Raw genomic sequence first — 13132 nt, 5'->3', positions numbered from 1 at the left:
TCCCGCCGATCCCGCCGATCCCGCCGATCCCGGCCTACCGCGCCACTCAGTCCGCCGAAGCCGCGTTCACCAGCGATCGAAAGAAACCGAGCACGGTTTCGTCGTTTCGCCAAAGGTTTTCCGGGTGCCATTGAACGGCGAGCATCCAGGAGCCCGTCTTCGATTCCACAGCCTCGACGAGCCCTTCCGCATCCCAAGCCACGGGACGGAGCGCAGATGCGACGTCCTTGACGGCCTGGTGGTGAAACGAATTGACTTTGATCAACGTTTCTCCGTTGAAACAGGCGGCCAGGCGCGAGTCGGGATCGATTTTGACGCGGTGGCTGACGTGCGATCTCGCCGCCTTCTGGGCGTGCGCGATTTCGCCTTTCCACTGGCGCGGCAAGTCCTGATACAGCGTGCCGCCAAGCGCGACGTTCAAAATCTGCATGCCTCGGCAGATCCCGAGGATGGGTTTGCCTTGGGCGCGCATCATGTGAATCAGGGTCAATTCGAGTTCGTCGCGTTCGGATCGGACTTCGCCGAGGCCGCGAATAGGTTCCTCGTTGTAGAGATTGGGATCGACGTCTTCGCCGCCAGTCAGCAGTAAGCCGTCGAGACGTTCCGCGATGGCGCCCAATGTTTCTTGGTTGGCCGCGTAAGGAATCACAAAGGGTAGTCCGCCAGCCTGTTCAACCCCTTGCGTATAGTCGTCGGAAACGGACACGCCTTGAAGCGGCAAGCCCGGTAATTGCGTCATGCCCAGATGGCGCGATCCAGTCAAACCAATCATGGGTTTTCCCACATGTCATCTCTCCTGTCGCCCAAAGCCGTCATTGCCAACTGTTCAGGTATTTTACTTGCTCGTCGGTCAGCGCGTCGATACGAACACCCCAACTGTCGAGTCTCATTCTTGCGACTTCCAGATCGATGGTCTCCGGGATCATATGCAGCCCCGGCGGATAGCTGTTCGTAAGCACTTCGCGCAGGCCAAGCGCCTGCAGGGCAAAGGTCATGTCCATGACTTCCGCAGGGTGTCCGTCACCCGCGGCCAGATTGACCAACCTGCCTTCCGCGATCAGATAAATGCGGCGTCCGTCCGCCAGCCTATACTCGTCGACATTCGGACGGACTCGCGTGATGGATGTCGCGAGGGACTCGAGATCCGGCTTGCTGACTTCGACATCGAAATGTCCGGCATTGCCCAGGATGGCGCCGTCGCGCATGCGCTCCATCGCTGCCTTGTGAATGACGGCCTTGTTTCCCGTGACCGCGATGAAGATGTCGCCGTGTTCCGCCGCTTCCACAATCGGCATGACCGCGTACCCTTCCATCGCCGCTTCGACAGCGCGCACCGGGTTCACTTCGCAGACGATCACGTTGGCGCCGAGCCCTTTCGCCCGCATCGCGACACCTTTTCCGCACCATCCGTAGCCGACCACGACGACGGTCTTCCCCGCGATCACGAGATTGGTCGCCCGCATGAAGCCATCCCACACGGATTGGCCTGTGCCATAGCGGTTATCGAACAAATGCTTGCACATCGCGTCGTTGACGCCAATCATGGGATATTTCAGGATGCCTTCCTGTGCCATCGCGCGAAGGCGGACGATGCCTGTCGTCGTCTCTTCACAGCCGCCGTGGATGCGCGCCGCTTGTTCCGGGCGCTCCTGATGCAGAATCGTCGCCAAATCGGCGCCGTCGTCGATGAGGGCGATGGGATCGTGATCCAGTACGGCGTTCAAATGCGCCTTGTATTCCTCCGGCGTGGCGCCGTGCCACGCGAATGTCTTGACGCCGCGGTGAACCAGCGCTGCCGCGACGTCGTCCTGGGTGGACAGGGGATTGCTCCCGGCGATCGCGACATCGGCCCCGCCTGCCTGCACGACGAGCGCGAGATAGGCCGTCTTCGCTTCTAAATGTAAGCACATCGAGATTCGCTGGCCCGCAAACGGCTGGGTCTCCCGGAACTGCGCCTCAAGCTGCCGCAGCAACGGCATGTGGGCCTGCACCCAGTCGATCTTCTGTTCGCCAGAAGCGTACAATTCGTAATTCCTGATTTGCGATTGATCCTTCGCTGCCGTCATCCGCCTCAAACTCCTCCCGAGCGTCGTCCAAAGTATCTGTAGCATAGCAGACAAACGCCGATTGGGCACCTCTCTCGGACAGGCATCCCGCCACCCACGAAAAAAAGACGGATGTATATCCGCCTTCTTACCTATGAATTCGTTTCACATGAATTCGTTTCAATTGGAAGATTTCGTCATATTGATTCAGAAGTCTCAAAAGTCAACGAGACCGAGGCTGATGAGCAGCCCTTCGTTGACCATCTTCATCATTGGTTCGTCAAGATGTGTGATCTTATCTGTCAAACGCTGTTTATCCAGTGTCCGCAACTGTTCAAGCAGAATAACGGAATCCCTGTCAAGGCCGTACTTCTCCGCCTTGATTTCGACGTGCGTCGGGAGCTTCGCCTTCTGAATTTGCGCCGTGATGGCAGCCACGATGACAGTGGGACTGAACCGATTTCCGATGTCATTCTGGATGATGAGGACGGGGCGAAATCCACCTTGCTCGGACCCAACGACCGGAGAAAGATCCGCGAAGAAGATGTCCCCTCGTTTGACATTCAATCGCTCACACCCCGCTCACCAAACGCTCCACCGTGCCTCCTGCTTCTTGTTCCAGGAAAAATGATTCTGCAGCAATGCGCAGGTTCAAACGCGCCATTTCCTGATAGCCCTGTTGCATTTGTTCGCGAATATCGTCTCTTCGATGCGCTGATACATACATACGCAACGCCTCTCGTACAATTTGACTCCGATTGGCGTGATCCGTACGCGCGAAACCATCGACTTGATCTAGTAACTGCTCCGGAACGTAAACTACCATGCGCTTCTTCCCGGACACGCGCGGCACCTCCACTGCACTGGTGACACTAATTCCATCGAGTATTATAACCTTCCACACCAGCCAAATCAAAACAACGGGACATCCCAGCGGTTCCGCAGCGAGGCGCGGAGGCGGATCCCAGGGGTCAACGTCCTTAGTGTCCAACGTATAGTTTCGCCACGCGCTGATTGATTTGACACAAAATCTCGTAAGGAATTGTCTGCGCGTACTTGGCTACCGTCGCCAGCGAAAGCCCAACCTCCCCATCAGCCACGGCGGCAAAGGTCTCTTTCAACCAGGCTGCCCGTTCGTCAGCCGGTGTTTTCCGCCAACTGTCCAGATGCCATGCTTGGGGCGGATCGACGCCGAATACCGTGACGAAATCACCGACCTGAACCCCTTGGATCCCGCTCACGTCAATCATCACCTGATCCATGCATACCCGGCCGACAACGCGCGCGTTTTGTCCACGCACCCTGAGGACACCGCAATTCGAAAGTATGCGCGGGAAGCCGTCTCCATACCCGATGCCCACGGTCGCGATCCGCATCGGCCGCTCAGCTCGAAAGGTCGCGCCATAGCCCACGGTTTCGCCCGCCTGGATCGTGGCGACCCGCGTGATGGACGAGTAGAGATGCATCACCGGCCGCAATTCCGGAATGGGCACCACGTCGCCATCCGGCGAATAGCCGTACGCCGCAATCCCCACCCGGACCATGTCGAAGTGCCAGTCGGAATTGCGGAAAACACCGCCGCTGCTGGCCGCGTGAACCGGTGGAATGACGTATCCCCAGCTGCGGATGGCATCCAGGGCACAGCGCAATCGATCAATTTGGGCTTGGGCGTGATCCACCGTCGGCGCATCCGCCGCGGCCAGGTGCGTGCAAACACCGGACCACACCATGTCGGGGCGGCTGTCGATGGCCTGGAGGATCGGCCTCAACGCGTCTGTGGACTTGAACCCGAGTCGATTCATGCCCGTGTCGATGGCAATGTGAACCTGCAGAGGACAGGGGAGAGAAGGAATGTCGTCGATATTGCCCCAGGTGTCTGTATACAACACTTGCAGGTTGTGCTCGGCCGCAATCACCAAATCCTCCGGCGCCAGCGCCCCGAGGATGAGAATCGGTGTCGTCACATCCAGTTGCCGAATCTGCAGGGCTTCCTCGACAGAAGCGACCGCAACGGCATCCACAGCAAGTTGGCGGATCCGGCTCATGATGGGCTCAATTCCGTGCCCATACGCGTTGGCCTTGACCGCAATCATCAACCTCGTCTCGGGGCTCAATCGTGATCGAATGATGTTCACGTTGTGCGCGAACGCGTGCGTGTCGACTATCGCAAAGGTCGGACGATGCATTGGGGGATCACCTCACCTTGGCAGTGTACCAAGCCGGTCCCCCCATGTATAGGGTGTTGGCCGTGGAGGCGGGATGGGCCGAATCAACATCGAGTCAAAGCGCGCGAAATGGGACCCTCTTTCGGCGAAAATGCTCCGAGGGTCCCATCGCGTGACCCAGCGCGGCCCAGGCAGGGCGGCGCTGATCCGTGGAATGGCTGGCTGGGCGAAAAGGCAACCCAATCACGAGTCGATCCTTTGCCTGCCGTTACTTGCCGACCTGGCCGAGCGTCGAAATCGCGATATCCTGCAGTTGTTCCAACGTCATGTCGTTGCTGGTGAGCGAAAACTCGATGCCGTTGTTGATCCAGGTCAGGTTGGATACGTTGGTCTGATCGCTGTGGTCGTACATCGCCGCCACGCCAAACAGGCTGAGCAATTCTGCATCTGGAATGCCCTCGGCGGTATTCGTCGGGCGTTCCTCCTGCAGGACGTAGTGGTGGTTGTCTCCGCTGTACCGAATGATTGCGCTGGAGTCGGTCGGCTGCATCAGGTCGGTCATCTTGGTTCCGTACAGTGCTGGCGGCTCCACGTAATCGAAGGTCTCCGTATCGACCATCGTCGGCTTCGCGGTTTCGCCCGCGGAGACGAGCGCCTGCGGATCGAACGCGCCCTTGTTGAACGTGACGCCGGTCTTGAACTTCTCGTACGTCAACGTGACAGCAGCTGCTCCGTTTTTGTCAAGCAACTTCACAGTCTGCGGATTGAGATCTTTGGATAGCACGATTTGTTCGCGGCTGATGGCGTCCGTCGCAGGTGTGACGGGAATATCAAACGAATAAGTGCCGCCGCTCCTGTGCACTTTCACCGACTTGCCCGTCGTGATCTGGTTGAGCAATTGGTCGTACAAGTAGATTTGGCCTTGGTTTTGCGCCCAATTGCCGTTGAAGCGAAAGACTTTCCCGAGCGACGGGCTGACGATGAACATGCCGTTCGGATTGTGGACGATGATCTGGTTGATCTGCTTCTCGGCGTTGCCTAGCTCAATCTTGTACGTGTCTTTCGACTCATAGGAAACCCGGACGAAGTACTTCTGGACATTGTTGTCCATTTGCACGGTCATCATGGCTTCACTTTGATAGTTTTTGCTGTCCAACGCTTGAGCGTGTGTCTCTATTTTGTGGTTGACAGAGTTGCTTCCCGGAACACCGCAGCCTGCAACGATGCCACCCGCAATGCCGAGTGCCAAGAGGACTGCCGTTACCTTTCGCATAGCCACCTCGCCTTTCTCCGACACACACCATTCGATTCCCATCGAGCTTACGAAATGGCATCCAGATAGGCCGCGATTGCCTTCGGCAAACATTCGACGATGTCCGATGCCATCGTGCTGACCTGCGTGTACAATTGCCCCGCAAGTTCCCCCGCCGTTCCGTGCAGCCAAGCGCCGAGCGACGCAGCGTCAAACGGATCGAGCCCTTGCGCCAACAAGGCGCCAATCACTCCGGCCAGGACATCGCCGCTGCCACCGACGGCGAGCGACGCGTCCCCAGTTGGATTGACGCGAATGTGACCCTTGGGACTCGCGATGATCGTCCGGTAGCCCTTCAACAGGACAATCGCGCCTGTCCGTTCGGCGAGTTGAACGGCCGCTGTCACTCGGTGCGCTTGCACTTCCGACGACGTCCAACCAAGCAATCGACCGGCTTCTTTGGGATGCGGCGTAAGCACCCACCGCCCGCCAATCGATTTCAACGCTCCGCCTTCGCCGACAGCGCGCAATCCGTCCGCATCGATCACACCGCACACCCGCCCGCTGGCTGCCATGTCGATTGCGGTCGCGACGACGTCATCCGCACCGTTGCCCAAGCCTGGGCCGATCACGATGGAACGACAGTCGACGAACGCCTCGTCGACACCGACGCCGGATCGAACCACGACGTCTGGCGGCAGTTGCATGTCGACCTCGCCGCCGACAATCACGAGGCCTGCTCCGCTGCGCGCCGCACTGCTTGCCGCGAGACGCGCGGCGCCAGGCATGTCACCCATCCAGATGCCGCAGCGGCCGTACGTGCCCTTGTGGCTCGATGCTTGGCGCCGTCCAAACTGTTGGGCAAACAGGGCAGGTGTCGTGTACATCGCGTGCAGCGTCTTGACGTCGGCGTCGATCCCGATGTCGGCCACATGCACTGTCCCTGCATGGAAAGCCCCTGGCGTCACAGCCGTCCCGAGCTTCTCGAATGCCATGGCAACCGTTTCGACGGCTGTCACGGCGTCGCCCATGACCTCGCCCGTGCTTGCGTTGACGCCTGTCGGAACATCGACGGCGACAATGGCCGCGTCGGACCTGTTCATCTCGCGGACGAGCTGGAGCAAGTCCGGATCGAGCGGACGCGAAACACCTGTGCCGAGCACAGCGTCGATGAGGACGGTATCCGACCGGGATACCCCTCTGAGCTGTTGTTCCAACGCGCCCGGGCGATAGACGCTCCAACGCACGCCTGCCAGGTCCGCGATTTCGAATGCCGTCCGCGCGTCGCTGTGCAATGTGGCGGGATCGACGATGGAGAGAGCCAAGACATCGCAGCCTTGTCGGGCTATCCAACGCGCCGCAAGCCAACCGTCCGCACCGTTGTTGCCTTTGCCGCAAAGGGCGATCACGGTCGTGGGCCGCCGCTTGAGAACCCGCTCTGCGACCGCTCTCCCTGCGTGATCCATCAACACAATCGCGGGAACTCGATGAGATTCGATGGTGTCGTGATCGAAACACCGCATTTGTTCACTCGTGACCAGATACACACAGTACCCTCCCCGAGGATTGGTATATGGATATTCGGGCTGTCCACACAATATGTACAATCATGACAAGCACGCTCCGCGAAGGGAGCAGGCTTTCAGATACTCTCAAATATCGCGACAGCGAAGGCGATGCCTGCGGCGTGCGTGATGGAAACGTGCAATGACGTTTCCATATTGGGGTCCGCGTTCGCCAACATGTCCGACAAGCCGGACGATTCCGACCAACTGGTGACAAGTCCTCGATCCGTCACCAGCACCGTGACGGTCGACATTCGGAGCTTGCCAAGGCCAAGCCCTGTCGCCTTGGCGATGGCCTCTTTGGCGGCGAACCGCCCCGCGACGAATTCCGCGAGCCGGGCCTCTTCCTCGATGGCCGCGGCGATGTCCAGTTCCTCGTCGGAGAGGACTTTCCGAAGAAAAGCGTCTGGATTTCGTTTCAGAGCCTGACGTACCCGATGTATTTCAACTAAATCGTTGCCGATACCAATAATCACGTGCCAACTCCCCTTTCCGAACCATTGTACAAGATTTCCATCAAAATATGAGGAACAGATCAGACTGCTGTGGATGAAAACGCGACATGTTTGTGGCACAATGAGGAGCGACATGCTCAAACGGGAGAGTGGACTAGGTGTTGCACCATCTGGCTGAAGGTGTCTTCGTTCTCATTACGGGTTGTTTGTTTGCGCTCTTGGTGCGAGTTCGGCCGGGAGCCAAACCGATGTCGTTTACGAAGTTGGCGGCGCTGTTCGTCATTGGCTGCGTGATCGGCGTCATCTTTATTTCCACAGACGGTTTGTTCGCGCCGAAGACGGGCCTGTAGGGAAGTCGAGGACGGAGCCGGCCGGGAGAGATCAGGCACCGAAGAGAAGGAGGAATGCTCCGTGATCGTTCTGAAGAGCAGACACGAAATCGGATTGATGAAAGAAGCCGGCAAAGTAGTTGCAGGTTGCCACGAAGCGTTGCGCGAGATCATCCGCCCGGGGCTTACGACACTTGAAATCGACCAATTTGTGGAGTCGTTTATCACAAAGCACGGCATGGAACCCGCCCAAAAGGGGTACCGGGGATATCCGTTTGCCGCTTGCACATCGGTCAACGATGTCGTTTGTCACGGGTTTCCGAGCGAGTACGCACTCCAAGAAGGAGACATCATCACGGTCGACATGGTCGCCCTCCACAAAGGAATGCACGCCGACTCCGCGTGGAGTTACGCGGTCGGAGAGATCAGCGACGAAGCCCGCCGATTGATGGAAGTGACGGAGCGCGCCCTGTACATTGGCATCGAAGCGGCCGTCCCGGGCAACCAAATTTCCGATATTGGGCACGCCATTCAGACGTACGTCGAGAGCCAGGGCTTTTCCGTCGTTCGCGACTTCATCGGCCACGGTATCGGGAGACAGATGCACGAAAGTCCGGAAGTCCTTCACTTTGGACCGCCGCATCGGGGACCTCGCATACGCAAAGGCATGGCGTTTACCATTGAGCCGATGGTGAACGTCGGCAGCTACGAATGTAAAGTGGATGACGACGGTTGGACCGCGCGCACGGCGGACGGCAGTCTCAGCATCCAATACGAGCACACGTTGGTCATCACGGACGACGGAGTTGAAATCATTACACAGCAATCTTGATGCACCATGGCATCCATTGGGCCAGGCAGCACGCCCAATGGCCGCCATGGTTCACCGCAAGAGAACTTGTCCCAACTCGCCGAGCAGATACGACGCGCCACCGACGATCACGCCGACCAGCGTCATTTCCCAACCACTCGCCCACCAGCTTCGAACCGTCATGCGGCTCTTCAACGCGCCCACGATGAAATGCGCCACAATCGAAATGACAGCGGCGGTGATGAGCGCGGCGGCACCCTGCATGAAGAAAAACGGGATCAACGGCACAATGGCTCCAACCAACGTCGACAGACCGCCAAACGTGGCGGAGCGCCAAGGCTGCCCGCGGCCGGTCTCGTGGATGCCCAATTCTTCTTGGGCCATCGTCCGCAGAAACAGCTCCTTGTCCCCGGCGATCTTTCTGGCGATTTTCGCCGCATCCTGCGTTTCGAATCCCTTCAATTCATACAGTAAGGCAAGTTCCTCGATTTCGTGTTCGGGATCCTCTTCAATTTCCTTGCGTTCGGCAAGAAGTTCAGCATCCTGCAGCTCGTTCTCCGATTTTGTCGCCAGCCAGGCGCCCGCACCCATCGAAAATGTGCTCGCCAGCGCGCCAAACACGCCGCTGATCAGAATCGTCGAATCATTCGTCGTGTATCCTGCGACGCCCGCGATGATGCCGAAGATTGCACCCAGCCCGTCGTTGACACCGTAAATGGCGTCGCCAACCCAACCGCCGCTGCCGTTGCGATGCCACCGTTCGCCTGCCCAGAGCCGGGTAAGCCTGCGCTTTGGACTCGCCGATTCGCCCATCAGTGCCGCCAAATCGGCGTGAGCGTGCTCGTCCGCATCGATTTGGTCATAGATAGCCGTGTACGCGGGATCGTCGATCACGTTGCGCTGCGATTGATACCACGCATCGTTGCCCTGTTCGATTCGCTCAATGTCATCCAGCAATTCAATCAAGGATTTTCCTTCCGGGATCTCCCCGACACCTGACACGTCGTCTTCGACAGGACCTTCGACGCCGAGTTCTCGAAGCTTGTTCCGCCACAATTGCGCGTGCTTGCGCTCGACGTCCGCGAGCCGCAGCAGAATCCCCTTCCTGCGTTCATCCTGCTCACGCCTCGCGGCCGCTTCATACAGCTTGACGGCCTGCAACTCGCGGCGAAGATTTTCACGAACTGTCTTCTCTATGTAACTCACCGATGTTTCTCCCCTCTTGGCGCTATGCGGCCTTTTGACACGAAGAGGCGGTTCCCTTTATCGCAGGACCGCCTCTCGCCAAGTTTAGCCGGAATCGTCCTATGTCCCCAGTCCGCTTGCAGAGGTTGTCTCAAGCCGATCTGGCACTCACATCTAGCATTATAGTGTAGCCATATCGGGAAAAAGCTTGCCACCGATTGGCAGAAGGTTGTGATCGACGGCGAAATCCGCGTCTGCCAGGACCTTGGCCAAATAATCAAGCGGTGTTCGAGCTACCTCTCGATAGGACTTTCTCGTATACAGATCCGTGGCGTTTGGCAGTTCCTGCTTGAGCTGACGCCGCAACCGATTGCCCGCCGGATCCGCATCGACCAGAATATATACATCATCTCGTTGCAGCGGAACGATGTCGTTTTCGATCCGCTCATACGATAGCGTGCCTTTTGTGCATACCACTTCGACTTCCTCACGAACGACTCGCAACACCCTCGCCTTGTCCGTCTTTCCCTCTACAATAATCACTTTTCGCGAAGTCGACTGTGTACGCATGCGCCTCAACTTCCTTCCGTTTGGATGAGAACCGTCAGCGAATGGGAATCGAAAAGAGATTGTCGATCACCTGCCTTTGATATGACAATACTCGCTCGGCATGGTTGTCATTCGACAAATTCATCTTAACACGACTTCCTCAAGGCGACATCCGTTCAATCATGGAGAATCGTCCATCCGTATTCCAACGCCAGGCATACAGTAGAACAAAGGAGGCTTGCGCAGTGAACCATCCATCAGATGTCGATGCAACTCCGTGTTTTCTTCCTATTTTTATGCTCTTCGGACTGGGCGCAGGTTCCCGCGCCGCAGCCGCCAATCCCTACGGCGCATACCGCTACGGCGGACCAATTGGACCTGGAATGGGCCCGGGTGCCTATGGGTTAAGACTTGGCCCAGGAAGGGCAGTGCCTCGAAGTGTCGCCCCAGGCAGCAATGGCTTCGTATCGCCGTATGCCCTTGGCCCAGGCTACGGGGCTGGATACGGTGGGGTATGGCGCGGTCCTGGCATGTACTGACGACGTACGCGCTGCGATTGTGTTGGAGGATTGAAGATGGCGTACAACCGACAGAAGCCGTTCCCCGTGAGGCGAGGAACGGCTTCACTGCATGGGACGATACTGCCGTGTTGGCATTGGCGTCAAACGACAGGCGTGGTTGTGCAGGTCGTGGTATAGGCAGGAACGAGCAAGAAGAACAGAACGAAGATGATCAGAAACACAACCGCCCAACGAGTATAGCCGCCAAAAACACCGTACATAAGGATGCCCCCTCCAGGAAAGATTGTGGATTTCAACACACTGCCATACAATGCAGGGGGAAAACATTCCGGTGCGGGCGATCGTCTATTTTGGAAGGAGGTGCCGCGATGTTTACGCCGTTGGAATCGTTGTCAGATCGCGTGATTGACCAACTGCCGGATCGCAATATCATCTTCATCCACACCCCCCTTTGCGGCACGTGCAAAGTCGCGCGGCGGATGTTGGAAATCGTGTACGAGATGACGCCGAACGCCGCCATCTACGAGGTCAACGCCAATTTCGTCCCCGACACGCTGCAAGAATGGCGAATTCAAAGCGTCCCAGCCTTGCTCTATATGGATAAACCCAAGGACACCATCGACGTCCAGTACGCCATTTCGGACGTGCCCGCCCTCTTGCGTCGCGTTCAGGCGTTTTTCAAGTGAACACCCTGTGATCCGCCTCGGCCTGCCCACGTCGAACCTGGTCCCTGTCCGTTCCCCTGCGCCCCCCTTTTTGCAATCAAAGTCGTCCTATATTCCATAAATTTGCAGTGTAGGATTTACAGCATGGGAACAATATGGACAGATCACATCTTCGGCGATATTGCAGGCTTAAGAAGGTTCTGCCGCCGGTCGATCGGAAGTAGGAATCTTGTCCTACGTTGTCGAAAGAAAGTGCGTTTACGGAGCTGTAAAGAAAACAAGAGGCACTTTTTTCCTTATTAAACAGGGGGGTCTTGCACGATGAACAAGAAGAAGATTGCAAGTACGGCAGGCGCTTTTGTCGTACTCAGCGCCATGTTGGCAGGCTGCGGCACAAATAATACGAGTTCAAACGCCGCAAGTGGATCCAACACCACAAATGCCACAAACGCCGCAAATTCCGCCAATACGGCGAACAACGCGAACAGCGCGTCCACTGCCGGCGCGGCTTCCGTATCGACCATCAAAGTTGGTCTCGTCACGGATACGGGCGGACTGAACGATCACGGTTTCAACCATCTGGCGGACGTTGGACTGAATCGCGCGCAAAAGCAACTCGGTGTACAAACGGCGGTCGTTCAATCCAACTCCGAATCGGACTACGTTCCAAACCTGAGCAGTTTTGCGCAAAAAGGGTACAAGCTGGTGATCGCAGTCGGTTACCTCATGGATGATGCGGTCAAGCAGGTTGCACGTGAATATCCAAAGACGGACTTCATGATCATCGATGACACCATCACGGGCATTCCAAACGTGTCGAGTGCGGTCTTCCAGTCCGAACAAGCCGGATACCTTGTAGGCGTGATGGCTGGACTGCTGCAAAAGCAGGACAAGCTGAAGGGCTTGAATTCGAAAAATACGGTTGGCGTGGTCGGCGGACAGCCCATACCGCCAGTCGACAGCTATATCGCCGGTTTCAAACAGGCGTTTAAGAAGGAAGACCCGACCGGCAACGTCTTGATCCAATACACCAACGACTTCAACGACGCAGCGATGGGCAGCCAGGTCGCCCAAAACGAAATCGCGCAAGGAGCCGACATCATCTTCCAGGACGCTGGCGGAGCTGGCCTTGGAGCCATCACGGCTGCGCAACACGCGGGCGTCTACGCCATCGGAGTCGATACGGACCAAGCCTATTTGGCGCCGAAGACCATCCTCACGAGCGCAATGAAGGGTGTCGATACCTCCGTGTTCGACACCATCAAAGCTGTGAAAGAGGGCAAGTTCAAATCCGGCGTTGTCAACTACAACCTGAAGAACAACGGCGTTGGTATCGGAACCGTTTTGAATACGGTGCCAAAGAGCGTGGTTCAAGCGGTGAATCAGGCGAAGCAGCAAATCATCAGCGGAAAGATTCACGTATCCTCAACACTCAGCAACAAGTAAAGTGCGCGTCGGCGGGCGGCTCCCGGATTCGCGCCCGCCTTTTTGTTCGTGAACAATGCCGAAGAGGTGGGTGACTTGCAGATATGCAAGGCCCACCTGTTGCGTGAAGGAGGTTTGCGCTTCACTTGGAAAACTTTCTTGAGC

The 13132-nt window shown here is 57.4% G+C and carries 15 protein-coding genes; 5 read left to right on the top strand and 10 right to left on the bottom strand.

Features of this window, described 5'->3' with window-relative positions; genetic code table 11:
* Positions 1–46: 46 nt before the first annotated feature.
* The 8 genes from AAC01S_RS16710 to acpS form a co-directional block, all read right to left on the bottom strand.
* A complete protein-coding gene (locus AAC01S_RS16710; protein ID WP_067625111.1) occupies positions 47–784 on the bottom strand; it encodes a gamma-glutamyl-gamma-aminobutyrate hydrolase family protein in 738 nt (245 codons plus the stop codon).
* A 28-nt stretch (positions 785–812) separates the two neighbouring features.
* A complete protein-coding gene (locus AAC01S_RS16705; RefSeq protein ID WP_067625108.1) occupies positions 813–2066 on the bottom strand; it encodes an adenosylhomocysteinase in 1254 nt (417 codons plus the stop codon).
* Positions 2067–2261: 195 nt separating this feature from the next.
* Complete coding sequence (locus AAC01S_RS16700) at positions 2262–2612, bottom strand: type II toxin-antitoxin system PemK/MazF family toxin (RefSeq protein ID WP_067625106.1); 351 nt, start codon at positions 2610–2612, stop codon at positions 2262–2264.
* A 4-nt stretch (positions 2613–2616) separates the two neighbouring features.
* Positions 2617–2889, bottom strand: coding sequence for a CopG family ribbon-helix-helix protein (locus AAC01S_RS16695; RefSeq protein WP_245630268.1), 273 nt, complete (start codon positions 2887–2889; stop codon positions 2617–2619).
* 136 nt (positions 2890–3025) lie between these two features.
* Positions 3026–4231 carry an alanine racemase gene (alr, locus tag AAC01S_RS16690; RefSeq protein WP_067625103.1) on the bottom strand — a complete coding sequence of 402 codons (1206 nt, stop codon included), beginning with the start codon at positions 4229–4231 and terminating at the stop codon, positions 3026–3028.
* A 247-nt stretch (positions 4232–4478) separates the two neighbouring features.
* The gene (locus AAC01S_RS16685; protein WP_245630267.1) at positions 4479–5483 is read right to left on the bottom strand and encodes a LolA family protein; all 1005 of its coding nucleotides are present in this window, start codon (positions 5481–5483) and stop codon (positions 4479–4481) included.
* 47 nt (positions 5484–5530) lie between these two features.
* Positions 5531–7009: a bifunctional ADP-dependent NAD(P)H-hydrate dehydratase/NAD(P)H-hydrate epimerase gene (locus AAC01S_RS16680; RefSeq protein ID WP_067625100.1), complete on the bottom strand. Its 1479-nt coding sequence runs from the start codon at positions 7007–7009 to the stop codon at positions 5531–5533.
* A 95-nt stretch (positions 7010–7104) separates the two neighbouring features.
* The gene (acpS, locus tag AAC01S_RS16675; protein ID WP_067625097.1) at positions 7105–7503 is read right to left on the bottom strand and encodes a holo-ACP synthase; all 399 of its coding nucleotides are present in this window, start codon (positions 7501–7503) and stop codon (positions 7105–7107) included.
* Between the two features lie 137 nt (positions 7504–7640).
* Here acpS and AAC01S_RS16670 point away from each other — a divergent pair, with 137 nt between their 5' ends.
* Together AAC01S_RS16670 and map are read left to right on the top strand one after the other, a co-directional pair.
* A complete protein-coding gene (locus AAC01S_RS16670; RefSeq protein WP_245630266.1) occupies positions 7641–7832 on the top strand; it encodes a hypothetical protein in 192 nt (63 codons plus the stop codon).
* Positions 7833–7893: 61 nt separating this feature from the next.
* Positions 7894–8643, top strand: a complete 750-nt coding sequence (gene map / locus AAC01S_RS16665) for a type I methionyl aminopeptidase (protein ID WP_067625094.1) — start codon at positions 7894–7896, stop codon at positions 8641–8643.
* A 51-nt stretch (positions 8644–8694) separates the two neighbouring features.
* On the opposite strand, the gene AAC01S_RS16660 is transcribed toward map, so the two are convergent.
* Positions 8695–9828: a VIT1/CCC1 transporter family protein gene (locus tag AAC01S_RS16660; RefSeq protein ID WP_245630265.1), complete on the bottom strand. Its 1134-nt coding sequence runs from the start codon at positions 9826–9828 to the stop codon at positions 8695–8697.
* A 159-nt stretch (positions 9829–9987) separates the two neighbouring features.
* Complete coding sequence (locus AAC01S_RS16655) at positions 9988–10377, bottom strand: toprim domain-containing protein (protein WP_067625091.1); 390 nt, start codon at positions 10375–10377, stop codon at positions 9988–9990.
* A gap of 224 nt (positions 10378–10601) precedes the next feature.
* Here AAC01S_RS16655 and AAC01S_RS19410 point away from each other — a divergent pair, with 224 nt between their 5' ends.
* The 3 genes from AAC01S_RS19410 (at position 10602) to AAC01S_RS16645 (ending at position 12988) form a co-directional block, all read left to right on the top strand.
* Positions 10602–10895 (top strand): hypothetical protein, encoded by a 294-nt coding sequence (locus tag AAC01S_RS19410; protein ID WP_157071250.1) that lies wholly within the window; start codon positions 10602–10604, stop codon positions 10893–10895.
* Between the two features lie 350 nt (positions 10896–11245).
* Positions 11246–11563 carry a thioredoxin family protein gene (locus tag AAC01S_RS16650; RefSeq protein ID WP_067625089.1) on the top strand — a complete coding sequence of 106 codons (318 nt, stop codon included), beginning with the start codon at positions 11246–11248 and terminating at the stop codon, positions 11561–11563.
* Positions 11564–11863: 300 nt separating this feature from the next.
* Positions 11864–12988 (top strand): BMP family lipoprotein, encoded by a 1125-nt coding sequence (locus AAC01S_RS16645; protein WP_067625086.1) that lies wholly within the window; start codon positions 11864–11866, stop codon positions 12986–12988.
* The last annotated feature ends 144 nt before the right edge of the window (positions 12989–13132 follow it).

The organism is Alicyclobacillus acidiphilus NBRC 100859 (genome assembly GCF_001544355.1).
In the GTDB taxonomy this organism is placed as follows: Bacteria; Bacillota; Bacilli; order Alicyclobacillales; family Alicyclobacillaceae; genus Alicyclobacillus; species Alicyclobacillus acidiphilus.
This window is presented reverse-complemented; position numbering and strand designations above follow the sequence as displayed.